General features: G+C 38.9%; 26 protein-coding genes and 1 pseudogene. 10 read left to right on the top strand and 17 right to left on the bottom strand.

Annotated elements, in window-relative coordinates; genetic code table 11:
• Positions 1–443: 443 nt before the first annotated feature.
• Together IPU53_RS04630 and ytrI are read left to right on the top strand one after the other, a co-directional pair.
• The gene (locus tag IPU53_RS04630) at positions 444–776 is read left to right on the top strand and encodes a YtrH family sporulation protein (protein ID WP_207448328.1); all 333 of its coding nucleotides are present in this window, start codon (positions 444–446) and stop codon (positions 774–776) included.
• A complete protein-coding gene (gene ytrI / locus IPU53_RS04635) occupies positions 773–1,279 on the top strand; it encodes a sporulation membrane protein YtrI (RefSeq protein ID WP_207448330.1) in 507 nt (168 codons plus the stop codon). The genes IPU53_RS04630 and ytrI overlap by 4 nt, the downstream gene beginning before the upstream one ends.
• Before the next feature lie 59 nt (positions 1,280–1,338).
• Here the strand turns inward: ytrI and IPU53_RS04640 are convergent, their stop codons facing one another.
• Positions 1,339–2,271: a DHH family phosphoesterase gene (locus IPU53_RS04640; RefSeq protein WP_207448332.1), complete on the bottom strand. Its 933-nt coding sequence runs from the start codon at positions 2,269–2,271 to the stop codon at positions 1,339–1,341.
• Positions 2,272–2,372: 101 nt separating this feature from the next.
• Here IPU53_RS04640 and IPU53_RS04645 point away from each other — a divergent pair, with 101 nt between their 5' ends.
• On the top strand, positions 2,373–2,675 hold the full coding sequence (locus IPU53_RS04645) for a YtpI family protein (RefSeq protein ID WP_207448334.1): 303 nt from the start codon (positions 2,373–2,375) through the stop codon (positions 2,673–2,675).
• Between the two features lie 52 nt (positions 2,676–2,727).
• On the opposite strand, the gene IPU53_RS04650 is transcribed toward IPU53_RS04645, so the two are convergent.
• From IPU53_RS04650 to IPU53_RS04660, 3 genes are all read right to left on the bottom strand, one after another.
• Positions 2,728–4,038, bottom strand: a complete 1,311-nt coding sequence (locus tag IPU53_RS04650) for a DRTGG domain-containing protein (RefSeq protein WP_207448348.1) — start codon at positions 4,036–4,038, stop codon at positions 2,728–2,730.
• 78 nt (positions 4,039–4,116) lie between these two features.
• Entirely contained in the window at positions 4,117–4,362 is a 246-nt protein-coding gene (locus IPU53_RS04655; RefSeq protein ID WP_207448350.1) for a hypothetical protein, read from the bottom strand.
• 180 nt (positions 4,363–4,542) lie between these two features.
• Entirely contained in the window at positions 4,543–5,226 is a 684-nt protein-coding gene (locus IPU53_RS04660; RefSeq protein ID WP_207448352.1) for a metal-dependent hydrolase, read from the bottom strand.
• A gap of 137 nt (positions 5,227–5,363) precedes the next feature.
• On the opposite strand from IPU53_RS04660, the gene IPU53_RS04665 reads away from it, so the two are divergent.
• Positions 5,364–6,455, top strand: a complete 1,092-nt coding sequence (locus IPU53_RS04665; protein ID WP_207448354.1) for a M24 family metallopeptidase — start codon at positions 5,364–5,366, stop codon at positions 6,453–6,455.
• 378 nt (positions 6,456–6,833) lie between these two features.
• Here the strand turns inward: IPU53_RS04665 and ald are convergent, their stop codons facing one another.
• Complete coding sequence (gene ald, locus IPU53_RS04670; protein WP_207448356.1) at positions 6,834–7,949, bottom strand: alanine dehydrogenase; 1,116 nt, start codon at positions 7,947–7,949, stop codon at positions 6,834–6,836.
• 68 nt (positions 7,950–8,017) lie between these two features.
• Positions 8,018–8,230 (bottom strand): hypothetical protein, encoded by a 213-nt coding sequence (locus IPU53_RS04675; RefSeq protein WP_207448358.1) that lies wholly within the window; start codon positions 8,228–8,230, stop codon positions 8,018–8,020.
• A gap of 204 nt (positions 8,231–8,434) precedes the next feature.
• Here IPU53_RS04675 and IPU53_RS04680 point away from each other — a divergent pair, with 204 nt between their 5' ends.
• Positions 8,435–8,896: a universal stress protein gene (locus IPU53_RS04680; protein WP_207448360.1), complete on the top strand. Its 462-nt coding sequence runs from the start codon at positions 8,435–8,437 to the stop codon at positions 8,894–8,896.
• Between the two features lie 31 nt (positions 8,897–8,927).
• On the opposite strand, the gene argH is transcribed toward IPU53_RS04680, so the two are convergent.
• The 7 genes from argH to tpx all read right to left on the bottom strand — a co-directional run bounded on the left by argH (position 8,928) and on the right by tpx (position 17,179).
• The gene (gene argH / locus IPU53_RS04685) at positions 8,928–10,307 is read right to left on the bottom strand and encodes an argininosuccinate lyase (protein WP_207448362.1); all 1,380 of its coding nucleotides are present in this window, start codon (positions 10,305–10,307) and stop codon (positions 8,928–8,930) included.
• Positions 10,304–11,509: an argininosuccinate synthase gene (locus IPU53_RS04690; protein WP_207448364.1), complete on the bottom strand. Its 1,206-nt coding sequence runs from the start codon at positions 11,507–11,509 to the stop codon at positions 10,304–10,306. The genes argH and IPU53_RS04690 overlap by 4 nt, the downstream gene beginning before the upstream one ends.
• Positions 11,510–11,725: 216 nt before the next feature.
• Positions 11,726–12,568, bottom strand: a complete 843-nt coding sequence (locus IPU53_RS04695) for an EcsC family protein (protein WP_207448366.1) — start codon at positions 12,566–12,568, stop codon at positions 11,726–11,728.
• A gap of 205 nt (positions 12,569–12,773) precedes the next feature.
• On the bottom strand, positions 12,774–13,958 hold the full coding sequence (locus IPU53_RS04700) for an acetate kinase (protein ID WP_207448368.1): 1,185 nt from the start codon (positions 13,956–13,958) through the stop codon (positions 12,774–12,776).
• A 228-nt stretch (positions 13,959–14,186) separates the two neighbouring features.
• Positions 14,187–15,176, bottom strand: a complete 990-nt coding sequence (locus IPU53_RS04705; protein WP_396019900.1) for a class I SAM-dependent methyltransferase — start codon at positions 15,174–15,176, stop codon at positions 14,187–14,189.
• Between the two features lie 423 nt (positions 15,177–15,599).
• Positions 15,600–16,520, bottom strand: coding sequence for a metallophosphoesterase family protein (locus IPU53_RS04710; protein ID WP_207448372.1), 921 nt, complete (start codon positions 16,518–16,520; stop codon positions 15,600–15,602).
• A 158-nt stretch (positions 16,521–16,678) separates the two neighbouring features.
• On the bottom strand, positions 16,679–17,179 hold the full coding sequence (gene tpx / locus IPU53_RS04715) for a thiol peroxidase (protein WP_207448374.1): 501 nt from the start codon (positions 17,177–17,179) through the stop codon (positions 16,679–16,681).
• Between the two features lie 185 nt (positions 17,180–17,364).
• On the opposite strand from tpx, the gene IPU53_RS04720 reads away from it, so the two are divergent.
• The 4 genes and pseudogenes from IPU53_RS04720 (at position 17,365) to IPU53_RS04735 (ending at position 21,231) form a co-directional block, all read left to right on the top strand.
• Positions 17,365–18,588, top strand: coding sequence for a DUF418 domain-containing protein (locus IPU53_RS04720; RefSeq protein ID WP_242698074.1), 1,224 nt, complete (start codon positions 17,365–17,367; stop codon positions 18,586–18,588).
• An 87-nt stretch (positions 18,589–18,675) separates the two neighbouring features.
• A pseudogene (locus IPU53_RS04725) lies at positions 18,676–19,048 on the top strand (response regulator transcription factor); the annotation flags it as partial.
• A complete protein-coding gene (locus IPU53_RS04730) occupies positions 19,035–19,322 on the top strand; it encodes a hypothetical protein (protein WP_207448378.1) in 288 nt (95 codons plus the stop codon). The pseudogene IPU53_RS04725 and the gene IPU53_RS04730, both read left to right, overlap by 14 nt.
• A complete protein-coding gene (locus tag IPU53_RS04735; RefSeq protein WP_207448380.1) occupies positions 19,297–21,231 on the top strand; it encodes an FtsX-like permease family protein in 1,935 nt (644 codons plus the stop codon). The genes IPU53_RS04730 and IPU53_RS04735 overlap by 26 nt, the downstream gene beginning before the upstream one ends.
• A gap of 459 nt (positions 21,232–21,690) precedes the next feature.
• Here the strand turns inward: IPU53_RS04735 and ytfJ are convergent, their stop codons facing one another.
• From ytfJ to sppA, 4 genes are all read right to left on the bottom strand, one after another.
• Entirely contained in the window at positions 21,691–22,137 is a 447-nt protein-coding gene (gene ytfJ / locus IPU53_RS04740) for a GerW family sporulation protein (RefSeq protein ID WP_207448387.1), read from the bottom strand.
• The gene (locus IPU53_RS04745; RefSeq protein ID WP_207448389.1) at positions 22,130–22,768 is read right to left on the bottom strand and encodes a DUF2953 domain-containing protein; all 639 of its coding nucleotides are present in this window, start codon (positions 22,766–22,768) and stop codon (positions 22,130–22,132) included. Before IPU53_RS04745 ends, ytfJ begins: the two co-directional genes overlap by 8 nt.
• A gap of 79 nt (positions 22,769–22,847) precedes the next feature.
• Entirely contained in the window at positions 22,848–23,363 is a 516-nt protein-coding gene (locus tag IPU53_RS04750; RefSeq protein WP_396019901.1) for an RDD family protein, read from the bottom strand.
• A 135-nt stretch (positions 23,364–23,498) separates the two neighbouring features.
• Positions 23,499–24,503 (bottom strand): signal peptide peptidase SppA, encoded by a 1,005-nt coding sequence (gene sppA, locus IPU53_RS04755; RefSeq protein WP_207448393.1) that lies wholly within the window; start codon positions 24,501–24,503, stop codon positions 23,499–23,501.
• A gap of 128 nt (positions 24,504–24,631) precedes the next feature.
• On the opposite strand from sppA, the gene IPU53_RS04760 reads away from it, so the two are divergent.
• The gene (locus IPU53_RS04760) at positions 24,632–25,435 is read left to right on the top strand and encodes an NAD kinase (RefSeq protein ID WP_207448395.1); all 804 of its coding nucleotides are present in this window, start codon (positions 24,632–24,634) and stop codon (positions 25,433–25,435) included.
• Positions 25,436–25,442: the final 7 nt, after the last annotated feature.

Consider the following 25,442-nt stretch of genomic DNA (forward strand, 5'->3'; position numbering starts at 1 on the left):
TTATTCTAACTACTATTATGAACGAGCTTGATAAAAAATGAAATCATTGTGAGCGAACATATTTATCGACTATTTGTTTTTCATACATTTATTTCATGTTTGTCCCATATATTGTAATAGAGGATGTTCAAAAAATAAGGATCAAGTGGATGAACAGCTAAGTTCGCTCCGTCCTGGCGCAATGCTGTTCTGAGCAATGTCCTGTTGGCCTAAATTCGTGACAACAATCGCCACGGTAAAAATGTCGTTGCGAGATAAAGGAGCTTCGACTAAGTAGCAACACGTCCTGTATCGAACGTCGAATTCAGCACACCATGCGCAAGTCCGCCTGGAACTTTCGACGTACAGGATGTACTAGTATTGATGTCAGTGCTTTTAGCCGATTTGATCCTTTATATCCTCCTTTTCACTAATAAGTAAAATGTCTTTTGGGAGATGTTAACATGAACGAGGCTTTTTTTCCTGCGTTTTTTAACAGTTACTTTATTGCCTTTGGCGTTGTCATAGGTGGATCCTTAATTGGCAGTATGGCAGCCTTTGTTACGGGCGAGCCTTTACTCACTCAGATCCAAAATATTTCCAGCCAAATTAGAATTTGGGCAATTGTTGCCGCGATTGGCGGCACATTTGATACAGTCTATAGCTTTGAAAAAGGATTTCTAGATGGAGGAACAAAGGATTTGTTCAAGCAATTCTTACTTATTATTTCGGCAATGGGTGGAGCAAAATCAGCTGCCCTGATCATTGCTTGGCTCACTCAGGAGCATATCACATGAGAATTCCGCCCTTATATCGAAATAGCAATTGGCAACGACTATTTGCAGGAATGGCTGTTGGTGGATGTATAAGCTGGGTCATCTTTCTTTTTATGTTTGGAGTGATGCAAGAAAGAAATAGTGTGATTTTGCAAGAGCAGGCAAATAAAATTCACGAACTGCAAAGTGATATTAAAATATGGCAGGATGATTATAAAGAACTAAATGAAAAAAACGAAGAAATGTTAACCATACAAAAAATAGAAGTGGAGCTAACCAATTACGAAAAATATGATATTAAAGACAGTCAAAGTATTCACACTGTTCAAGAAGCGATCCAAGATGACTTACGCTCCTTACTAGCGAAGGATCTAGCAACCGTCTATAAAAACAAAGAAATGATTGAAAAAACAATCGAAAATAAAATCGTTAAGATTAACGGTAAAAAATATGAATTTGTTATACGCGAAATTCACTATTACACAACCATTCATCTCGAAGTAGAACTAAGGTTAGCGAGTTAATAAAGAAAAGCGCAAGCGCCTGCCTATCACGCTAACCTTCCAAGCTTATTTTTAAGTCCTTAACGGCATGCTTTCTGTATATCTTTTTTAACTAATTCTGCTTCTTCCCATGAAGAAACGGAAGCCCCAGCTGCTAGCGGGTGCCCTCCACCCCCGTATTTTCTCGCAATCGTATTAATCACAGGTTTTTTCGAGCGTAAACGGACGCGAATTTCTTTTTCCTCCTCAATTAGAAAACACCAGGCCTTGATCCCTTTTATATTTCCCAAAGAACCTACAAGTATGGAAGCTTCGGAAGCGGTTGTGTTAAATTCTTTTAACGCGGACTGCGTTAATTTGACAATTGCCGCTCCGTCCTCATTCATTTCATAATGTTCATACACATAGCCTTGAAGCTTGATCATTTTTGGTTCCAGCTCATACATATGATTAAATAGCTCAGTTCGGTCAAATTCATATTCGATTAACTCACTCGCATATTGAAATGTTCGTTTTGTTGTACTTGGAAACTGAAAACGTCCTGTATCACCAACAATCCCCGAAAATAGTAACCTCGCCGCCTCGTCGGTCATTTTTAACCCTTGCTCTTTTCCATATAGATAAAATTCATAAATGAGTTCACTCGTTGAGGAAGCAGTCGTATCAACCCAGCAAGGATCACCATACGGATCTTCATTTGGATGATGATCAATTTTGATAAGCTTGTTCCCTAAGGTATAACGATTATCACAAACTCTTTCTTGATTAGCCGTATCACAGACAATCACAAGTGCTCCCTGATATTGGTCCTCCGTTACGGAATCTGGAACAAATAAGTAATCTAATTCTACTTCATGCTTTCCTGTTACGAATACCTTTTTTTCCGGAAAGGAAGCTTTTAAGATCTCTGCCAGCCCCCCTTGCGACCCATATGCATCAGGATCAGGGCGGACATGACGATGGATAATAATCGTTTCATATTGCTTAATCGCATCTAGTATTTGTTGCTTCATTCGCTAAACCTCTTTCTATTGTTCAAATAGTTTTCAATTGTCTTCCTTGTGATTTAGGTTACAATTAAAAGATAATAATATAAAATGGAGGACCTATCTTTATGCCTATTTTAGTCTTTATCATTGTGTTATCATTGGCTTTTTATGTTTTTTATAAAATCAAATATGTACGCAGTCGCTTGCCTATGGAGAAAAAATTACTTAATGGGAAATCGAGTATGGCGCTTGGTATTTTTGTTGCATTTTTTGGGATCAATCAATTGTTTTTATTTCAAACAATCCTAACTTATATTATCGGCACCCTCTTCATCATTCTTGGAATCGCGAGCGCGTGGGCAGGTTTCAAATCTTATCGTTATCATGTACCCTATGCCATAAAAGAAGCAGAAAACGCATCTAAGTGATTAGAGTATTGGATGAAACGCAGAAGTATTGCGGGTTTCATCCAATACTCCTCTACTTCTCTATCAGCTTACACATCATCAATGCTTTCCCTATCAGCTCTTCTCCATTAAAGACCTCTACGTCTACTTTTCCAAACTTTCGCCCCACCTCAAGAATATTGGGGACAATCGTTAATACACTATCCATTTGAGCTGGTTTTAAATAATAAATGGTTAAGTTCTCAACTGCAAGTTCTCCCTTTTTTCGCTGTCTAAAGATCCTTGTAACGGCCTCTGTCATAATCGTGGTAAATACACCATAAGAGATTGTTCCTAATTGATTTGTCATTTGTGGAGTCACTTCGAAGTCAAAAGCCTCTCTCCCTGCATATTCACCTGCCGAGAATTGTTTTGTGATCGTATCATCAATGGTTTCTCCAACATGGGGCTGCTTTTGTATCATTTGCAAAGCTTTTAATACATCTTGTCTACTAATAATCCCTGCAAAACGCTTTTGATCATCTACAACGGGAAGCATTTCTATCCCTTCCCAAATCATCATATGGGCAACAGAAGCAACACTAACATTCCGGCCAACCGTTAATGGATTGCGGGTCATTATTTTATCTAAACCAAGAGATTCATCTTGTCCAATGACATCCTTTCCTGTCACAATGCCCACAACTCTATTCATTGAATCTAGAACAGGAAAGCGACTATGATTGGTCTCCTGCTTTTTTGCATACCAATCCGCAACTGTGGCTTTCACATTCATCGTGGCTGATTCTTCAACCTGTGTTAAAATATCATCCACTAGAGTAATTTCTTTTTTTATCAATTGATCATAGATTGCTCGATTGATCATCGTTGCAACCGTAAAAGTATCATAACTTGTTGAGAGGATGGGAAGCTTCAAGTCATCCGCTAACCGTTTTACTTCTTCGCTTGTATCAAAACCACCTGTAATTAAAACGGCTGCCCCAGCACGTAATGCAAATTCATGCACTTCTATCCGATTACCCACAATTAGAAGATTACCTGGACCCGTATATCTCTTTATGGCCTCCATTTCCATTGCGCCAATAACAAATTTTGTTAATGTTTTATAGAGGCCAGCTTTTCCCCCAAGCACTTGTCCATCAATAATATTAACGACCTCAACGTAGGTCAGTTTTTCAATATTTTCTTTTTTCTTTCGTTCAATACGAATCGTACCCACTCTTTCAATGGTACTGACATATCCTTTGTTTTCTGCATCTTTAATCGCTCGATAGGCTGTTCCTTCACTGACCTTCAGTTCTTTAGCGATTTGCCGAACTGATATTTTTTCCCCTACAGGAAGACTATCAATATGGCGAATAATTTGCTCATGTTTGGTTGCCAAATTCTTCACCCTTTTCTTTTCCCGTTCTTTTTGCTATCTCTTATTATAACGGGTAAAGTAACGATCGACAATTTTCTGTCATGATCGAGCACGAATTCTCCCTTTTTTATGATTCTGTCCCGGTTCATTGGCCGGAGTGTTACCAAAATTGTGATTAAATAAAAGAGCGGTTAAATTTCCTGCTAAAACCAAAAATGCAAACACAAGCCAAGCAATGGTGAATGCGCCCCCCACCCCTGAATCCGTTGGTGACAATCTTGGAAGCGCAAAATAAATCATGGCAGCACACAGCAATAAACAAAGCAAATAGCGATATCGTTTCAAACTAATTCCCTCCCAGCACCTTTTTGTTATTGTATGCGAGGAGGGAATCAGAAATGCTCATGCCTCTCTTGATCAGAAAGGGGACGCCAGTATTTTTCATATTTAAAGAGATGTTCAAAAAGTCCGGTAAAAATAACACTGCGAATTTCTTCCTTCTTATCCTCCTTCTTGAACACGCACTTAAAACTCTAAAGAATCACCAGGCTTCATAATTTTTCCGTGTATACCTTCGTCTAATAAATCAATAAATTTTTGTGGATTTTGCCGAATGGGCGGGAATGTATCATAATGTACTGGTACAACCATTTTCGCACCAATATATTTTGCCGCCTCAGCCGCATCTTCAGGTCCCATCGTAAAATTGTCTCCGATTGGTAAAAAGGCGATGTCGATTGAATGACGCTCCCCGATTAGTTTCATATCCGAGAATAGCCCCGTATCTCCAGCATGATAGACTGTTTTACCTTCTGCTGTAAACAAAACACCCGCAGGCATTCCCATATAAATAATCTGCTGGTCATCTGTCGTAATTGCCGAACTATGAAAAGCTTTCGTATATTTCACTTGTCCAAAATCAAATTGATAAGCACCACCAATATTCATACCATGTGTATTAAGCCCTTGCCAACCAAGGTACACAGCAAGTTCATTAGGGGCAATAATTAAGGAATTACTCTTGTTCGCAATTGCTTCAGTGTCTCCAACATGGTCATTATGTCCATGGGTGAGAATAATTGCGTCAGGCTGTTCATTTTCCACTTTTAAATCGGTTAATTCATTTCCTGTTATAAAAGGGTCAAATAAAATTGTTTTTCCATCTGTAACGATCTTGATAATGGAATGACCATGATATGAGATTTTCATATTTACCACTCCTATACATAATTCTGTCTCTCTAATTCATTTCGATTTTTTTCCCGAATTTCCTGCATGTTTCTTTCTTTATTCCTTAAAAACTGATAACATTTTTTTAGAAAAGCTTTTTTAGGAGATGAACTAAGTTGGATCGATTGAAGAAACTTTCAACATGGTTAAACAAAGAAAATATAGAGGCTGCATTCATTACGTCTCCAGATAATATTTTTTATTTAACAGGATTCCGTAGTGAACCGCATGAACGTTTATTAGGTTTAGTTGTCTTTCAGGAAAAGGAACCATTTATCGTCTGTCCAGCAATGGAAAAATCGGATGCTCGAGCTGCCGGATGGGAGCACGAAGTAATTGGTTATCAAGATACAGATCAACCATGGGATTTTATTGAGCAAGCGGTAAAAGCAAGAATTTCTAACATCCATCAATGGGCTGTTGAAAAAAACCATTTAATTGTTAGCCGCTATGAAGAGCTAACTACGCGTTTTCCTGGTAGCCTATTGCAAGATGCGGAGCCAATTTTGAACGAGCTCAGAATGTTGAAAACCGAACAAGAATTGGAATACATTCAGAAAGCATGCGAATTAGCTGACTTCGCTGTTAACGTTGGTGTCAGTGAAATTGCAGAGGGGAAAACAGAATTAGATATCATCGCAGCGATTGAGTATGAAGTAAAGAAAAAAGGCGTTTCCGGCATGTCCTTTGACACAATGGTGTTAACTGGAGCCAATGCAGCATCTCCCCACGGTACACCGGGGATGACGAAAATCAAAAAAGGCGATCTTGTCCTTTTCGATTTAGGGGTAGTCTATGAAGGCTATTGTTCTGATATTACAAGAACTGTTGCATTCGGTGAGGTTTCTGCTGAGCAGGAGAAAATCTATCACACCGTACTGGAAGCACAAGAAGCTGCCGTTAATGCAGTGAAACCTGGTATACTGGCGAAACAATTAGACAAGATTGCAAGGGATTATATTGCTGATGCTGGATACGGTGAGTATTTTCCACATCGTCTTGGTCATGGACTAGGTATCAGCATTCATGAATATCCTTCTATTACTGCAACAAACCCTCTTCGTATGACTGAAGGTATCGTATTTACCATTGAACCAGGTATTTACGTTCCAAATATTGCTGGTGTTCGAATAGAGGACGATCTATTAGTAACAAAGAATGGGGCAAAAACGTTAACCAAGTATCCTAAAACCTTACAGATCGTTTAGGAAATTATGTATATAGGGATAGAATGAGCTACGCCCAACGAAATGAATGGTCACACCCCTCTTTTGGGGTGTTTTTTCTGCTTTCGGGGACGGCCAGGCGCTTCGCTCTCCCCCTTTTTGAAATGTTTTGATGCTTTCGGGGACGGCCAACCTCTTCGCTCTCCCCCTTTTTGAAATGTTTTGATGCTTTCGGGGACGGCCAACCTCTTCGCTCTCCCCCTTTTTGAAATGTTTTGATGCTTCGGGGACGGCCAACCGCTTCGCTCTCCCCCGTTTTGGTGTGTCTTGATGCTTTCGGGGACGGCCACAAGTCTCTTTGGCTGAATTCTCGCGAAAAAAGAGCTAACAACCGCTATTCATGGTTATTAGCTCCATTTCCTATGATAATAAAGTATTTGCATCTACATGGTTATATTGGAAGGCTTTTGCTACGCCTTGATGCGTGATATGGCCTTTCAAAGTGTTCAAGCCTTGCTTTAATGCTTCATCTTCTTGACAAGCTTGTTGGAACCCTTTGTTCGCAATTTGTAAAGCATATGGAATGGTCGCATTCGTTAGGGCAATCGTAGAAGTTCTTGGAACAGCCCCAGGCATATTTGCCACTGCATAATGCACAACATCATGTTTAACATAGGTTGGGTTATCATGTGTGGTGACACGATCACTTGTTTCAAAAACTCCACCTTGGTCGATCGCAATATCAATAACAACTGCACCAGGTTTCATTGTTTTAATCATCTCTTCAGTTACAAGCTTAGGCGCTTTAGCTCCTGGGATTAATACCGCTCCTACGACAAGATCGGAATCTTTGACTGCTTCCCCAATATTAAACGGGTTGGAGACCAATGTCGTTACCTGTCTTCCAAAAATATCTTCCAATTCGCGAAGACGATTGGCGTTGAGATCAATAATTGTCACTTCAGCACCAAAACCAATAGCAATTTTCGCTGCATTCGTTCCTACAATTCCACCACCAATGATTGTCACCTTTCCACGTTTCACACCAGGTACTCCTGATAGAAGTATTCCTTGTCCTCCATAGTTTTTCTCTAAAAACTGTGCACCAATTTGAACAGACATTCTACCAGCCACTTCGCTCATCGGCGTTAAAAGTGGCAAAGAGCGGTTTGGAAGTTGAACTGTTTCATAAGCAATTGAGGTAGTCTTTTTAGCAAGTAAATGATCTGTTAATGCTTTTTCATTAGCTAAATGAAGATAGGTAAATAAGATCAAGTCTTCTCGTAAAAAGCTAAACTCCTCTTCAATCGGTGCTTTGACTTTCAAAACCAATTCTTGTGCCCATGCCTCTTCTGCTGTATCAACAATACGCGCACCAACTTCAGAATAGGCTTGATCGGAAAATCCCGATCCTTCTCCAGCACTTTTCTCAATATGTACTTCATGCCCAGCTGCAGTAAGTGTAACCACACCTGCTGGCGTCATAGCGACTCGATTTTCATGATTAATTAATTCTTTCGGTATTCCAATTCTCATTTACAATGCCTCCCGTTGAAGTCTACACATTTTATCATATCATTCTAGACCTAACTTGACAGCTTTTTTTAACCATTTTTTGCATAAAGTGAAACTTCAATCAGTGGGATTTTTCGCTGCAAAGGATGTGCTAGTGTAGAAGTGGCGATTGTCATCGCGAACTTATTCTGTTTCCTCATACCCACTGATTTAAGATGACCAAAGACTAAGATCACAACATCCTGTTGGCCTGTGAAAAAGGAAACACGTTGAGCCCAAAATGTGAATCGATGTTGACTCACGCAAGCAGAAACCGTAAATTTCCTAGATTAAGGCAGTGAATCCCCACTTATGCTTCTCCGTATTCTCTACATGGGGGATTACTACTCGTTAGTGCGGGATAAATAAACCAAGTAGCCTTTTTAGGTTTTGTCTATTATTTGTTGGGGAATTAGAAGATATACAAGAGATAAAATGTTATAATAAAGAAAAAGGAGGCAATGAGAATGACTCTTCAATATTCGAATATCATAGTTGCTGTCGATGGTTCAAAATCAGCAGAATGCGCCTTCAAAAAAGCTGTACAAATCTCAAAGCGTAACCAAGCCCGTTTAACACTTGTTCATGTGATTGATACAAGGGCATATGTAGCAATTGATGCCTATAACGGAACAATGGCCGACCGCGCTGGAAAATATGCCGAAAATCTGTTATCAGGTTATAAAGAAGAAGCAATGAAGCTTGGACTCGAAAATATTGACACAATCATTGAGTATGGATCTCCTAAAACCGTAATCCCGAAAAAAATAGCAAAAGAAATAGGGGCTGACTTAATTATTTGCGGAGCAACCGGCCTTAATGCTGTCGAACGTCTTTTAATCGGCAGTGTTTCCGAACATATTACACGTTCAGCCACATGTGATGTATTGGTCGTTCGCACAGAAGAAGAAGTGGAAAAAGAAGTATAACCGCAAGATAAAAGAGCTAATCCCTTTTAGATTAGCTCTTTTCCAATTTTGCTTGTGCTTTTTCTAATTGATGACGTACTTGGTTAAACCCAGTCCCACCATATGAATTTCTTCGTTCTACCGCCTTTTTAGGTGAGAGGATGACATAGATATCTTGCTCAATTTGTGCACATGCATCCTGCAACTCCTCTAATGATAGGTCTAATAAATAGCATCCCTTCTGAATACAGCTCAGAACTAACTTCCCTACTATTTCATGTGCTTCACGGAAAGGAATTCCTTTAGACGCTAAATAATCAGCAAGCTCTGTTGCATTAGAAAAATCTTGATGGACAGAAGTCTCCATGACATCGGTTTTGACTGTCATCGTTCGCACCATTCCTGCAAAGATTTTCAATGACCCAATCATTGTATGAACGGTATCAAGCATGCCTTCTTTATCCTCTTGCATATCTTTATTATAAGTAAGCGGGAGTCCCTTCAATGTCGTCAGCATTCCCATCAAATGACCAATCACTCTGCCAGATTTACCGCGAATCAGCTCAGCCATATCCGGGTTTTTCTTCTGGGGCATAATACTACTACCTGTCGCATACGTGTCATCCAATTCAATAAAATCAAATTCCTTGCTTGACCAGAGAATAAATTCTTCAGCCAAACGCGAAAGATGGGTAATTGTTAAAGAAGCATTACTTAGAAATTCAACGATAAAATCGCGATCGCTGACAGCATCCATGCTGTTCTCGTATACATCAGAAAACCCTAACTGTTCTGCTGTAAAATGACGATCAATCGGAAATGTTGTACCTGCTAGTGCACTTGCTCCAAGTGGGGACACATCAATCCGCTTTAAACTTTCCTGAAACCGTTCATAATCGCGCTCTAGCATCCAAAAATAAGCGAGAAGATGATGAGCAAAGGAAACAGGTTGCGCTCTTTGTAAATGTGTATATCCTGGGAAGATGGTTTCCACATTTTTTTCCGCTTGTGCAAATAAAGCCGATTGCAGTTCCTTAATATGGTCTATAATCACCAGTACTTGCTTTTTCAAATACAAATGCATATCTGTCGCAACTTGATCATTACGGCTTCTACCCGTATGTAACTTTCCGCCAACTGGGCCAATTTCCTCCGTAAGCATTTTTTCAAGATTAAGATGGATATCCTCTTCTGAAACAGAATAGACTAATTCACCTGCACTCGCTTTTTCCTGTAACGTTAAAAGCCCTTGAACAATTTTCTCACTATCTTCTTGAGGAATAATATTCGTTTTTCCTAACATTCTGACGTGAGCAATGCTTCCTTCTAAGTCTTCAAAAACAAGCTCCTGATCAAATGAGATCGAGGCACCAAACTCCTCGATCCATTGTTCAGGGGATTTTGAAAATCGTCCACCCCATGCTTTTTTCATGCTTTCACCTTATTCTTATTCTGGATCATGCTGTGTACTTCTGTAGGCAGACCCCAAAGCTTGATAAAACCAACTGAGGCTGATTGATCAAATTCATCGTCAGCTGTATAGGTAGCTAATTTCTCATTGTATAGAGAGTTTGCGGATTTACGTCCTTCTACAATTGCATGACCTTTAAATAGCTTGACTCTCGCAATCCCATTAACAAATTTTTGTGATTCTTTAAGGAAGGCTTCTAATGCAGGTTTTAATGGTGAGAACCATAAACCTTCATAAATCATTTCCGTTAACTTCTTTTCAATATTAGGCTTAAAATGCGCTAATTCTTTTACAAGCGTCAGATCTTCCAATTCCTTGTGTGCTGTTAGCAGAGTAACTGCCCCAGGACATTCGTAAATCTCACGTGATTTAATCCCTACTAATCTATTTTCCACATGGTCGATTCTGCCAACACCGTGTTTACCAGCCAATTTATTTAGGGTTAAAATAAGTTCACTTAACGGATATTTCTTTCCATCTAAGGAAACTGGTACACCATCGACAAATTCAATTTCTATCACATCTGGTTGATCCGGAGTATCTTCTAATTCAGCTGTTAAATCGTACGCATTTGCTGGAGGTGCCGCCCATGGATCTTCTAGCACTCCACATTCATTGCTTCTTCCCCACAAATTTTGATCAATGGAAAAAGGACTGTCTAAATCAATTGGAATAGGTACTCCTTTTTCTTTTGCATATTCAATTTCCTCTTCACGAGACCAGCTCCAATCTCTCACAGGAGCAAGCACTTCAAGATTCGGATTCAACGCTTTAATCGACACTTCAAAACGCACTTGGTCATTCCCTTTGCCTGTGCAACCATGTGCTACAGCATCCGCCTTTTCTTGTTCTGCTACTTCAACAAGTTTCTTGGCAATTAGAGGTCTGGATAGTGCTGAGACAAGTGGATATTTTTGTTCATACATGGCATGTGCTTGCAGAGCTAGTAGAGCATACTCATTCGCAAATTCTTCTTTTGCATCAATCACAATGCTTTTTGATGCTCCCATATCCAAAGCCTTAGATTGGATGAAAGCTAAATCCTTTCCTTCTCCAATATCTAAACAACAAGCCACAACATCATAACCTTGATCCAAAAACCATTTAATCGCAACAGAGGTATCTAAACCACCGGAATAAGCCATAACGACTTTCTTTTTCATAAAAAAACCCTCCTGAATACATTGTATACTTATACATAAAAGTTTATTTTTAATCATTTGTTATTATGGATATTATCATATGGATCTATGTTTTTCAATAGTTATTCATAAAAATGTATAAAAAATCATTTAAAAGCAAGAAAAAAACGTCCAGTCAGATCACCTAGACGCCTTTTCAACATTTCTAGCTATATTGTTTAAGCAGGAAAGCTCATGTTATAGACTACCATGATGCTTCTCATACAAGTGTTTATACTGATAGTACTTGATCGCAAATCGAGTAATCTTCCTCGTCGTTTGATAATTAACCCCAGCGCCAATCATGATGGAGATAAGCGGAACACCCGATATTTTTCGTTTAGAAAACAGCAAAATAAAGGCCGTTTTTACAAATTGTTTTAATGGTTCATCAATCCAAATAGGTTCTGTCATTCGATCAGGTATCTCATAATAGAATTGTTGATCATCCTTTTGAAGGTCTTCCATTAAATCTTCCCAGCCAAACATCTTCATTCGTTCTGGCATCGTGGCAACATTGAATACTTTCAAAGTTTCTAATAGCCCCTTTGGTGATTGAACCTCGTATCCAAACGACATGGCTGTTAGCTGGACAGCACGTAAGTTGATCACTAGCATCGCCACAAAATCACTTGTCATAGCCAAAGTTTGTCCAGAACCAGTTACTCCACCCTGAAATAAGGAATAAAGTCGATGTTTACTAGCTTGTTGTTCAGCTAGGAAGGTTAATTGATCGACTGGCATTCTTTTCATGTCTTCCATCGAATGAATCGGCTCATCCATTGATCTCGCTACTGCTAAAATGCGCTCTGCAGCCTCTTGTTGCAGTGTTGTTCCGCTAAGCAGTGCATTTAATTGAAAAAGCCAGTCATCCACTTTAGAAAAAAACTGATCTTGTACATTTTCCGGTAGTAAAGAAAATGCTTTATCAAGCCATTGATCGTACGTGTTCTCTAAATCCGTTGCCTCATATTCAAAAAAACTTTGACGCCATTCATGAAGTTCTTCCCATAGATGCTCCTCTCTCTTACTTACATGCATTTATAACACCTCAATTTTTTTAGAGTTTTTTTTGAAATAGAAAGGTATAGAATTATGACTAATGCTGGATCTAGCTCCAGGAGCCATCGGCATTGCCACAGGACATGGCGACCTTAGCCGATGTTCCACGAAATAACCTGAAACCTATGAAGGGAAAAATGCCCTTCTTAGTTTGCTTGTCGCCGATAGACGGGCACCTTGTTTCTTATGAAAGACGTACAACATCCTTGGCAATCATAATTTCCTCATTGGTTGGGATGACAATGACTTTTACAGGAGAATGAGGATAATTCACAAATAACTCTTGTCCTCTAACATTATTTAAATTAGGATCCCAATATACGCCCATAAATTCAAGGCCATTTAAAACCTTCGCACGAATCGTCGCACTATTTTCCCCGATACCAGCTGTAAAGATGATCGCGTCTACTCCGGACATTCTTGCAGCATAAGAACCTAGATATTTATGGATACGATCCGCAAAAATATCTAATGCCAATTCCGCTCGATGATTTCCATTGTTCGCCTCTAATTCAATATCGCGTAAATCACTGGAAAAACCTGATACACCTAACATGCCAGATTTCTTATTCAGAACATCAATTACTTCATCAGCTGTCTTTCCTGTTTTTTCCATTACATATGGGATAAGAGCTGGGTCAATATTTCCTGACCGAGTTCCCATTGTAACACCTGCAAGTGGAGTAAAGCCCATTGATGTATCTAAAGATTTACCACCTTTAATTGCGGCAATGCTTGCTCCATTTCCAAGGTGACAAGAGATCAGTCTTATTTGACTCAAAGGCCGTTCTAATAATTCAGCAGCTCTTTCTGAGACATATTTATGCGATGTTCCATGGAAACCATATTTTCGGATCCCATATTCCTTATAATAATCGTAAGGGAGGCTATACAAAAATGAATTCTCTGGCATGGTTTGGTGAAAAGCTGTATCAAAGACAGCTACTTGAGGTACATTGGGTAATGCCTTTTGGAATTCCTTTATCCCTGTTGCATTAGCAGGATTGTGAAGTGGTGCTAGTTCAGATAAATCTTCAATTTTTTTCAATGTATCTTGATCAATTAAGGACGAATCGCTAAATACTTCGCCACCATGTACGACCCGATGCCCCACCCCCTCTATCTCATTAAGGGACTGTATCACACCAAGAGAAATTAATCGATCTAATAATAAGGCAACTGCCTCTTCATGATTCGCAATATCCTGTGTTTCTTTATGTCGCTCTGTTCCTACATTCATTGTAAACACAGAATCCTTTAATCCAATACGCTCAATCAATCCTTTTGTGATGACCTTTTCTTCTGGCATATCAAAAAGTTGAAATTTCAAAGATGAGCTTCCCGCGTTAACCGCAAAAATTTTAGCCATATATCATCAGCATCCTTTGTATTAATCATATCTTCGTCTTGTGCAGAACACCTGGACAGGCGCCTCCGCTTTTCTCTGTCTAGCTTCAGCGCCTAGCGACTAGCAAACTTTCGGTGCCTTCCTACGATAAGTCAACATCCATTCGCTTTTCAAGCTCATGGTGTTTCCTTTATCTCGTCAGGCCCCTAAAAAGTTTGTACGTCACTAAACAGGCGCCTTCGCTTTTCTTTATTTATTATCCTTGAACCATTTTTCCATTTTCCAAAGCATTTTATCAACCGCTTCTTTTTTCGAAAGGCTTGGAAGGGATGCTAATAAAACTTCTTTTGGTGCTTTGGTTTCCGGACTTTTCTTTTGCAGAATAAATATGCTTTTCGCTGCTTGATCATTTTTAAAAATCGAAAAAGGCAACTGTAAAACAGCTTGTATATAAGCTGTATCTTTTAAATAATTTTGCAGTTTTTCTGCCTGTTCTGACTCAAATAATCCATTCGGGATGAGAAAAAAAAGATATCCTCCCGGTTTTGTATGCCGCAAGCCTTGTTCAATAAATAAATGATGAGCATAGGCATGCCCTTTTGCTGACTTCAACTCATATTCGGAGGCTTGCATATCATTTGGGTAATATCCAACAGGTAGATCACCCACCACAAGATCTACAGGGTCTATGAATAGGGGTGCCAAGGCATCCTGATGAAAAAATTCTGTTTGCTGTCTTTGTAAGTTGGCTCCAATGTAAGCTAAGCGAATCAAAATTTCATCGACCTCTACACCAAACGATTCGATCGTAGGAATTTGCTCATACATATTTAAAACCGTGGACAGTAAGTTACCTGTCCCAACAGCAGGATCTAAGATGGATAATTGCTGTCGATCGCTTATAAACTTTTGTATTAAATAACCGATCAATAAACCAATCGAATCAGGTGTCATTTGATGATTAGTTTGAGTTGTGCCTTTCATGCCCTTTAAAATCGCTAATTGATACGCTCTGCGAATTTCTTCAGATGTATAAGAAACAAGGTTCAACTCCGCATATTCTTTCTGCAACCTTTTGTTGTTAAGTTCACTTAAGCCTTCCTGCAGAATTTTATCCTGGAATATATTATCACCTGTTTCAGCTAACGCCTCTAAATAAGTACAAGCTAGTTCATCTTGCAAAATCGTTGATGATTGATCAAAGATGGTAAAAAGCTTTTCAGTTGAAGAAGTAGTCAAAATAAAACCTCCCATCCATGCATCCCTATCATGCTACGTAATAGTTTCTGGCAGATATTCACCATTCTATACATGGATCTATTCTTTATCTCTAGTTTAGCTTTCACAAGGTTTGGAAACAAGGAAAAAGTACGGATTTAAAGAAGTTCGAACTTTTGTGAAATATTTAACATATGAAAGGGGATTCTTTGTATCCCTTTTCTTTCAGTTTAGCCATACAGGAAGGACAGAAGCATCTGCCTTGAGCTAGGGAACTGACAGAATAATTCGGACAATAGATTGATCATGATAGACAGGAAAAAACACCTCTTCTTTGTTTGATGTCGTTGCTCCCATCTTCAAAGAACAAGGTGTTTTAGCAGCAAACCTTAGTCTAGCTTGTATTCCTCTTGACTTTCCACTCTGCCAATTAAGTCTACTTTTTTAATACTTTAATCTTCGATCTGATATTTTGGGGACCAAAACATGTCCTGCCGAGACATTACTATGGCCACATGCAAATGGCGCAGGTTCAACAAACTCACTTTCTTTTCCTTCTATTATCAATTCATTGGGTCTCAAGGTAATGATGGCATAAAGTGGATCTTGGTATGGTACAGAATGTTTTAAAATTGGAAATTCATCTCTTATCTCCTCTGTATAAGAAGTGGTATTATACTCAGCTCCCAGCCAAACATAAGAACTGCTATTCATATGAATAAAGTATATATCTTCAATGACTTTGACTCCATCCAAATGATCATGGCCATTCATGCACGCGAATACCTTTTTACACCCAGCTACTTCATTTATGTCTTTAAAAAGTCTGTGAAGGGTATCACTGCTTTTAACTCCGATATAAGGATTCTCAAGACTTTGATGACTAAAGATCATAGTAGGCTTTGTAGTTGAGGCCAAATCTTGCTTCAACCACTGGTACTGTTCATCCGTAATATTGTTTTTCGCCTCTTCTCGATATTTAAAATAATTACCATATGAGTAATCAATGTATTGACCATCAAGATTTAAATAGTTTGCATCAAGAACGACGAAATGGTAATCACCATGATCAAACGAATAATAGTTATGTTCCATACCCAGGAAATTCATGATTGTTTTTTTATCACAATGGTCCATATCATGGTTTCCAAGCACATGATACTTTTTCCCTTTAAACTTCTCCCAAGTTTGAAGAAACTCTTTGTTTTCCGGTTTTGGAAAACAAAAATCCCCCAGTTGAATAATGAAATCCACTTGTTCATCATTAGCCCTTTTGATAAAGGCTTCCAATCTATCATTTGCCCGGTACATCAAATCATAGTGTACATCCGTAATCAAGCCAAAGCGAATAACCGATTTCCCCACAGTATCTCCTCCTTGTAAAATCAAAAAACTCACGTTACTCCACTTAATATTCAACATTATGCGAAGGTTTTCCTATCCAGGAGTATTTTTCTAAAGGGAGTTAGACTATATATTTATAAGTAAAAAACTCCGGGTTTCCCCGGAGTTTCTTCTATCCTTTATTTCGCTGCATTCGCCGCATCTAGCGCAGAATCATAATCAGGGTGGTTGGTGCCCTCGCTGACATATTCTGTGTAGACTACTTTATCATTGCTATCAATAATAAACACGCTGCGTGCAAGAAGGCGCAATTCTTTCATCACCACTCCATATGCTTCTCCAAAAGAAAGATCACGGTGATCTGAGTAAATTTTAGCGCCACCCAGATTATTTTCAGCTGCCCAACGTGCTTGTGCGAATGGAAGATCCGCAGAAACAGTTAGAACCTGAACATTGTCGAGCTTCGCTAACTCTTCATTAAAACGCCTCGTTTGTGCCGCACACACCCCTGTATCAACAGAGGGAACAACACTGATCAAGCGAACTTGTCCAGCAAAATCACTGAGTTTCACTTCAGATAAATCATTGGCAAGCACTGTGAAATCTGGGGCTTGATCGCCAACCTTGACCTCACTTCCCACCAATGTCATAGGTGTGTCTTTAAACGTAATCGCTGCCATAAATAATTCCTCCTTAAGCTAGGTATAACACTATCATTGACTATTATTTCCAATGTTGCAAGTGATACACCTTTCAATTTTGTAAGATCGTTCCTTCTATTTGTCACCTATATCCATTTTTCTCTCTTATTTTTTTCTTTATGATTTTGCTTAAAGGAATGTTTTCAAAAAGGAGGAAGATCACATTGAAACAAACGATTCAACCAATTTTAGGGCAAGAACGCCTTGTCCATATTGATGTGATACGAGGGATCGCGATTTTTGGGATTCTGCTCGTCAATATGGCACATTTCAGTTATCCTGACTTATATTTAGGTCAGTTAGCGAGTGAGAATTTTTTCACCAGCTCTTGGGGAGCACTGGATCATGGAATCCGCACATTCCTTGATATATTTGTGCAGATGAAATTTATCATGATGTTCTCTTTTCTATTTGGCTTTGGCATGGTAATCATGTTTGAACGTTCTCTGCAAAAAGGAGAAAAATTTAGTCGTAAATATATGCGCCGCCTATTCGCCTTATTGTTATTTGGCACGATTCATGCCTTTTTCATTTGGGATGGTGACATCTTAACGGATTATGCCCTACTTGGTTTATTGTTATTTTTATTTCGAAAACGTAAAGCAAAAACGTTATTTATTTGGGCGATTGTCCTCTACTGCTTGTTTAGTTTACCTTTACTTTTATCATCCTTTTCACCTGCACAGGAGGGGATGCAGGAATGGCAAAGCCAATATAATGCTGAGATGACAGCTGAGGCCGAACAAGCGCTTGATATTTATGCACATGGAACCTTTAAAGATATCGCAACACAAAGAATCCATGATCGTTTTATGTATATGTCAATGAATGGGATGCTTTCGCTTAATCCAATTCTTTATATTTTTTCCAATTTACCTTATTTTAGCCTATTTTTACTTGGGGCTGCCTTTGCGAAAGCAAAAATATTGCATCACCCTCAGCAACATCGGAAAACATTATCGATCCTTTGGTTCTTCGGGCTTGTGGTAGGACTACCTTGCAATATTCTCTTTCATGTCTGGGATCAAGAAGGACTTTTATTAATTGGTGCTCCCTTGCTGATGCTCTTTTATCTGATTTCCTTGGTTCGTATGACACAATTCAAGAGGACGAAGCGCTTCTTTCTTCCCTTTGCTGCAGTTGGGAAAACGGCTTTTTCAAATTATATTTTTCAATCCATTATCGGCACTCCGATATTTTATCATTACGGACTTGGACTATATGGAAAGGTATATCCCTTTGCCGGTCTCTTTATATCCATTGCCATCTTTATCCTGCAGCTATTCCTTAGTCAGCTTTGGTTGAAAAAGTTCCGCTTTGGACCTTTGGAATGGATTTGGAGAAATATCACCTATTGGCAGGTCTTTCCTATCAAAAAAACCAATTAATACCTCCAAAAGAATATAGAAATGCCCACTCACGAGTATGGCGTTTCTATTGTACAATAGTCATATGTCTTGTTGGAGGTTGAAAAAATGTATCAAATATATATTGTAGAGGATGATGCAAGGATGGCCGGTCTTGTTGGCCGTTATTTGCAAAAATATGGCTATGCTGTTCAAATTGCTGAGGAATTTGACTCAATAAAAGAGGAGTTTGTCCAATATCGGCCAGATCTTGTTATCTTGGATATCCATCTCCCCTCTTTTGATGGTTTTTATTGGTGTAGGCAAATTCGCAGTATCTCCCATGTCCCGATTATCTTTTTAACTGCACGTTCTGGGGAGATGGATTTAGGTTTTTGCCATAGAAAATGGGGGCGATGATTATATTACAAAGCCCTTTCATTTAGAAGTTTTATTAGCCAAGGTTAAGGGGGTATTACGAAGAACGTATGGAGATTATGCGTCTCCAACCGACTGGAAACCTTGATTCCAAAGCGGCTAAAAGCTTAATGGATTCCCTGCAGCAATTGAATCAAGAACAAAGTCGTACGATTCTCATGGTCACCCATGATCCCTTTGCTGCTAGTTATTGCAAACGTGTTGTGTTCATCCGTGATGGAAAGCCGTATACGGAAATTTATCACAGTGGGCAAAGACAAGCTTTTTTTCAAAAAATTCTCGATGTATTATCATTGATGGGAGGACATGAAGATGACCTTCCGCCAACTTCTATATAAAAATTTACGAAGGAATTTGCAATCCTATGCATCTTTTATCCTTAGCAACATCTTTACAGTATTTATTTTCTATTTGTTTCTAGCATTTGTCTTACATCCAAATTTGGCTAATCAAGGCATCCATCCAATTATCTATGTTTTATTTATAAGTTGTAATGTAGCCATCATCTTTTTTACCATTTTTTTTACGGTCTATTCTTATACTGCCATGATGAAATCACGAAAAAAGGAATTTGGTTTGCTAAAGATGGTCGGTCTTACCAACAAAAAAATCGCTAGGCTGGCCTTTGTTGAATTTACAGCGATTTCCTTTCTTTCGATCATAATCGGCATCCTTACTGGGATCTTATTGTCAAGGCTTTTTTTCATGTTTGTCAATGTGATTTTACAACAAGGTGAACCTTTATTATTTTCAGTCCCTCCGTTGGCGATTATCATAACATTGTGTCTCTTCCTTTTTTTATTTGAAGGGGTAACGCTAATTGGGTTAAGAGAGATTCACAAAAGTGAAATCATTCATCTTATTAACGCGGAGAAATTACCGAAAGAACCGCCTATCTATTCACCTAAGCTTACGTTCTTAAGTGTAGTACTTCTGCTTGTTGGCTATTTAATCGCTGCCTTTTCAAACTTATTCATCTTGTTCTTTTCGATGATTCCAATTTTATTACTTGTCATTACTGGGACATATTTGCTTTTTATGCAGGGAACAACGGCCATTTTACAAAGATTACGAAATTCACCGCTTTTCTGGAAAAATATAAATATGACAACAATTAGTGCATTAATTTTTAAAATGAAGGATAATGCCAGAATATTGAGCGTGGCGGCGATTCTTAGTGCGATTGCCATGTCTAGCATGGGCTTATTATTTTGGTTTACCCAATACTCAGATGTGGGAATTCGCGGTCCCCAGGATCTTATGGTGATTCAAAAAGGTGTGGAAACAGAGGATAGTTCTCTCTTTTCCGAAGAAAAGATAAAAGCTTTTGCTGAAAAGCACCAGGTTAATATCAAAGCATATGAACAAACCGTTGTGTTGCCCACATCCATTCTGATCAATCAGCAGGAAAAAACGGCTTGGATCATATCTGATCAAGATTACAACCGCCGAATTAAACCTATACAACGTTCCGCACAAGCTGTAGATGTAGAAGCAGGGAAAACGGTTTTTATTTCGCCATTTGAACCATTTGAAGGAAAAGAGTGGGGAGCCACCAAATTCACGGGAAATCAAGTAGAGATGAAATTCGCTAATCTGGATCCGCTTCAATTAGAGCTTCAAGCAAATCTTTTTGCGGTGACAATCATTCGAGGAGGAGGTTATCAGCCACCTTATTTACTAGTGGTTGATCAATCGCTTTTTACGGACTTACAGGCAAGTATGGATAGGAACGAGCAGTTGGTTCTTCACGATTATTATTTCGCCAATCTTGCCCATGCACCTGATTTACTAAAGTACATTCAATCTAACAGAACAGCTAATGATTCAGTCATGCTGTTGGATGGATTTAGCGATTATCTTGAAATCAATAAATGGAGTACCCTCTTATTATTAATTGGCCTCTTTATTGCTTGTTTATTTTTTCTGACTACGAGCAGTCTGATTTATTTCAAGCTGTATACAGAAATGGAGGAAGAGCGAAAATCGTATATCGCCTTAAAAAAGCTTGGTTTTACACAAGTGGAAATGAGGAAAATGGCCTCCATTCAGATTGCCATTCTATTCTTCTTACCGGTCCTCGTTGGTTCTTTGCACACGGTTTTCGTTTATGTAAGTGCTAGTCTCACTTTAGGAGCGGAAGGGATTTGGAAAGAAGGCTTCATCGCGATCGCGGTCTATTATCTTTTTCAGGCCATTTATTATGCCATCACTCGACAAATCTATCTAAAAAGGGTAATTCCTTAATGATTGCTTGAACAAAAACGCAAGCTCCTGCTTATCTCGGTTATGGCTATAAAACCAAAAAGTGCCTGTTCATGATGTTAAACTTTTCATGAAGAGGCACTCTTTTTTTTGAAAAGGTAAAAAAGTATAAATTTTGGCTAATGCTTGATCTAGCTCCAGGCGCCATCGGCTCGAGGTCAAATAACCTGAGCCAATGAAAGGCAAAAAGCGCCTTTCTTTGGCTCAGAACATTTGCTTGTCGCCGATAGGCAGGCGCCTTGCGCTTTTGTTGTTGTTAAGGAAACTATAAAATTCTTGGCTTGTGGATAACTGTTTATTTTTGCAGCTTGACATCCAGCTCCAGCGCCCAACGACTAGCAAACTTTCAGCTTCTTCCTACGATAAGTCAAAACCGGACTTTTATTGTCTCAGAACATTTGCTTGTCGGGGCTGAGCAAGGCGCTTGCGCTTTTCTTAATTCTAAATATCAAATTCAACATGACCGTTATGGTCATTATTCTGCTGATTCTTTTTCTTGATCATCTTTTGAATTTTTTCGATGGCTTCTGGAGCGCAATCAATCATTTTTTCCAATAAGTGCGTATTTTGTTCCAGATGAAGCATATTGACCCCATGCTTATTAACAACTAAAAAGGCAATTGGTGTAATCGATACACCCCCGCCGCTTCCACCGCCAAATGGTAATTGAGAACGATCGCTTGCTTCTTCATCGGAAGAGCCTCCCGATGATCCTCCCTTAAATTCACTTCCGCCCATTGCAAAGCCAAAACCAACTTTTGAAACTGTCAAAATCACTCCACCATCCGGGGTTTCCACAGGTTCCCCTATAATGGTATTCACATCAATCATGTCTTTCAGATTTTCCATGGCTGTTGTCATTAAAGCTTCAATTGGATGTTCAGACATTGATTGTCCTCCTGTCTTTTTCACTCTGTGAAAATGATCGTTTTTTATGTTTTTTCCATTCTCTAGCTATTTTATAGGCTGTCCATATAGCATTTCCCACTTTTATCTGCATCATACATTGGCAGGTTGTCTCCAATGTCATGCGTTGATAATCGGGGTGTACATCTATAAGTGGCTTTTTAGCAAAAGAAAGGTAATTTCTTGCCCATGAGAAAACCGTGCCTTTTAGTGACCAAATTGCCCCTGAAGCCGTCCCTGTCTCCGCAGCATCTCCAAGTCCGATCGTGGTCCGCCATTCAAATTGCTTTATCTTAATTTTTTTAAAAAACTGAGTAATGACTCTTTGAAATGGTTTGATATTTTGCGGGAGATATTTCAATTCATTTAGTAGGGTAGCGAAATGAACAGGATCCTCTTCCAGTTCCTCGATTTCCTCCCTTTCTATGGATAAAATATCGGCTAAACTCCATTCCTTTTGAAAATGAAGCAATCCGAAAAAAGTCGTACCTTTAATATTGATGTTTATCGCAGAGGAACTCAGAATGGTTGAAAAAGCGATTTGGACGCTCAATAATGGAATCATTATTAAAATGAAAACAACCAAGACTAAAATAAAAATGAACCATAGCATAGTCTACCCCTCCGCATGAAATAACACATTCGAACTAAAGATTCATTATTTCCAGTTGGCAAAAAAATAAACCCGCTTTTTAATAAGCGGGTTCTACATTGTTTCTTTGTTCATGGATCACGGAAGTATCAGCAAATAAATCATGCAATCCTTGTTTTTTCGGTGTAAATGCAACAACTGCGTAAAGCACAATGATTGTCGCTGAAATATAACGTCCAATTCCCTCTCTAAAGATAATCGTTCCCCAGCTTGGTGATTCTTGTTTCAAGGGAATAACTTTTAAGCCAAAGACCATTTTCCCGACAGTTTGTTGAAAAAATTTCGTCATCAATATGAAATAGGCATAGAAAACAATTCCTGATACAATCCCATATGCGGAGAAAACCCCTGTATCTGAAAGAGAAATTCCTAGCCCGCGAAATAGTGGCTTAATGATCATGGCATTTAGACTAAAGATCATCAGCAAATCTAAGAGATAAGCCCAAAATCGCATCCAAAACCCAGCATAAACGAAAGATTTTTTCCTGATTTCTGCTGTCTCAATCATTCGCTCATCATTCGCTTCGGTTGTATATTCCTCGTAATTCTCTGTCATGAACATGACACCTCCCTATTAACATCCCCTATCCCGGTGCAACCGTCCGTAAAAACCCCACTTCAAGACTAGGAGATTTCAAAGAAGTCTAAATGGGGGATAACGGACGCTAACACCCCGATAAGTCTCGCTTTATTATTCAGAATAAAGATACATTAACCTTGGCGCATTCGGCTGAGTTAACAATTTTGTAATGCCCTGCATTTCTGCATCTTTTCCACCGAATTGTTGAGCAATGACACCGAAGAATGAACCAAAACCAACACCAGCAGTATAACGAATGACTTGAGCACCTTGTAGTTTATAATCGTTTTTCAGTTGTTCAATGACATCTTCTTGATAGCCAAAATCGTCAATTAGGCCAACTTCTTTTGCCTGCCGTCCATCATATACTCTTCCATCTGCAATCTTTCTTACTTCTGTTTCTGACATATCTCGACCTTCTGAAATAATCCGCACAAATTCATCGTAAGAATTTTTCAACATGGAATCAAGAATATCTTTCTCTTCTTCTGTCATATCCCGATATTGACTCATTATATCCTTGTATGGACCACTTTTAATCGTTGTAAAATCAATCCCTAATTTGTCAGCCAGTTCTCCAATATTTACCCCTTGCATGATAACACCGAGCGAACCTGTCATTGTCTCAGGGCTAGCAAATATCTTCGTAGCCGGAGCCGAAATATAATAGCCCCCAGATGCTGCCATTGATCCCATGGAAACATAGATTGGTTTATCCGTTTCCTCTTGAATTTGTACGAGCTTATGGTGAATTTCTGCTGATTCATTGGTTCCCCCGCCAGGAGAATTTACGTGGAGGATAATTCCTTTTACCGAGCTATCATCCTTCACATGATTCAGCTGTTTCATAAACTCCTTATGTACATAGCCTGCAGCTTGAAAGATGGACGCTTCTCCCGTATCTTGGATCACTCCATCTACTTCCAATACCGCTATTTTCTCAGCCGGGCTTCCAGATTCAACTACTTCCTCTGCAAAAGCCTCATTTATCCCGACCCCCTCATTGACAAGCTTTGAGAAGTCTGCAAAAAGAAAGCTGCTTGCAAGATTCACAATGGTGGAAACAAAAAATACAAATGCCGCTACACCAAGTGCAATCCACCTTTTCCCATTCATATAAAATTCCTCCTTCTAACTTGTGCCTATTCTTCTTACGTTCTATTCTTTTAAAAAGTTTCACTGCCATGATAAACTAAGTAGATACTGATTTTCAATTATTGAATCCCATTTAGGAGGCCTTCAACATGAAAGACCAGAGAAATAACATCTATCTTTTTCATCAAAATGATTCAGAACTAGCTGAAAAAATAATGAATTTGCAAGAAGCTGCAGAACGTTATGGATTTAATATTGTAAATGATTACCGTGAAGCCAATGTAATTGCAAGTATTGGCGGAGATGGAATGTTTCTCCAAGCTGTTCGGAAAACTGGATTTAGACAGGATTGCTTGTATGCTGGGGTTGCGGTTGGAAGCAACCAAGGGCTTTATTGCGATTTTCATATTGATAATATTCATGACATTATCGATGCGGCGACAATGGAGAAAGTGGAAGTGAGACGTTATCCGACTATCCAAGTGAATATTGATGGGGAGGGTTCTTTTCAGTGTCTAAATGAGTTTACCATTCGCTCAGGCATCATTAAAACATTTGTAATGGAAGTATTTATTGATGGACTTCACTTTGAAACATTCCGTGGTGATGGGCTTGTGATTGCCACACCAACTGGAAGTACAGCTTATAATAAGTCAGTGAGTGGAGCAGTTGTTGATCCATTATTGCCTTGTCTACAAGTGACAGAGTTAGCTTCCTTAAACAATAACACCTATCGTACTTTAGGCTCTCCGTTTATTTTAAGTGCTGAGCGCAGCCTCCAACTTAAAGTGGTTCAGGATGGCAATGATTATCCATCCATGGGCATGGATAATGAAGCTTTAAGTGTTCAGCATGTGGAGAAAGTCGATATTCAATTAAGTGAGCAGCGCATTAAAACGATCAAATTAAAAAATAATTCATTCTGGGAAAAAGTAAAAAGGACATTTTTATAAGGTATCG

Source organism: Bacillus sp. SD088 (assembly GCF_017355205.1).
Lineage (GTDB): Bacteria > Bacillota > Bacilli > Bacillales > Bacillaceae_C > Lederbergia.

Bases quoted from the DNA above. Each gene is read 5' to 3' on its own strand.
- IPU53_RS04695 (WP_207448366.1), bottom strand. From the start codon at position 12,568: ATGCATGTAAGTAAGAGAGAGGAGCATCTATGGGAAGAACTTCATGAA.
- IPU53_RS04750 (WP_396019901.1), bottom strand. From the start codon at position 23,363: ATGACAGAGAATTACGAGGAATATACAACCGAAGCGAATGATGAGCGA.
- IPU53_RS04760 (WP_207448395.1), top strand. From the start codon at position 24,632: ATGAAAGACCAGAGAAATAACATCTATCTTTTTCATCAAAATGATTCA.
- IPU53_RS04680 (WP_207448360.1), top strand. From the start codon at position 8,435: ATGACTCTTCAATATTCGAATATCATAGTTGCTGTCGATGGTTCAAAA.
- IPU53_RS04690 (WP_207448364.1), bottom strand. From the start codon at position 11,509: ATGAAAAAGAAAGTCGTTATGGCTTATTCCGGTGGTTTAGATACCTCT.
- IPU53_RS04630 (WP_207448328.1), top strand. From the start codon at position 444: ATGAACGAGGCTTTTTTTCCTGCGTTTTTTAACAGTTACTTTATTGCC.
- argH (WP_207448362.1), bottom strand. From the start codon at position 10,307: ATGAAAAAAGCATGGGGTGGACGATTTTCAAAATCCCCTGAACAATGG.
- IPU53_RS04700 (WP_207448368.1), bottom strand. From the start codon at position 13,958: ATGGCTAAAATTTTTGCGGTTAACGCGGGAAGCTCATCTTTGAAATTT.
- ytfJ (WP_207448387.1), bottom strand. From the start codon at position 22,137: ATGTCTGAACATCCAATTGAAGCTTTAATGACAACAGCCATGGAAAAT.
- IPU53_RS04745 (WP_207448389.1), bottom strand. From the start codon at position 22,768: ATGCTATGGTTCATTTTTATTTTAGTCTTGGTTGTTTTCATTTTAATA.
- ytrI (WP_207448330.1), top strand. From the start codon at position 773: ATGAGAATTCCGCCCTTATATCGAAATAGCAATTGGCAACGACTATTT.
- tpx (WP_207448374.1), bottom strand. From the start codon at position 17,179: ATGGCAGCGATTACGTTTAAAGACACACCTATGACATTGGTGGGAAGT.
- IPU53_RS04730 (WP_207448378.1), top strand. From the start codon at position 19,035: ATGGAGATTATGCGTCTCCAACCGACTGGAAACCTTGATTCCAAAGCG.
- IPU53_RS04645 (WP_207448334.1), top strand. From the start codon at position 2,373: ATGCCTATTTTAGTCTTTATCATTGTGTTATCATTGGCTTTTTATGTT.
- IPU53_RS04660 (WP_207448352.1), bottom strand. From the start codon at position 5,226: ATGAAAATCTCATATCATGGTCATTCCATTATCAAGATCGTTACAGAT.
- ald (WP_207448356.1), bottom strand. From the start codon at position 7,949: ATGAGAATTGGAATACCGAAAGAATTAATTAATCATGAAAATCGAGTC.
- IPU53_RS04640 (WP_207448332.1), bottom strand. From the start codon at position 2,271: ATGAAGCAACAAATACTAGATGCGATTAAGCAATATGAAACGATTATT.
- sppA (WP_207448393.1), bottom strand. From the start codon at position 24,503: ATGAATGGGAAAAGGTGGATTGCACTTGGTGTAGCGGCATTTGTATTT.
- IPU53_RS04735 (WP_207448380.1), top strand. From the start codon at position 19,297: ATGACCTTCCGCCAACTTCTATATAAAAATTTACGAAGGAATTTGCAA.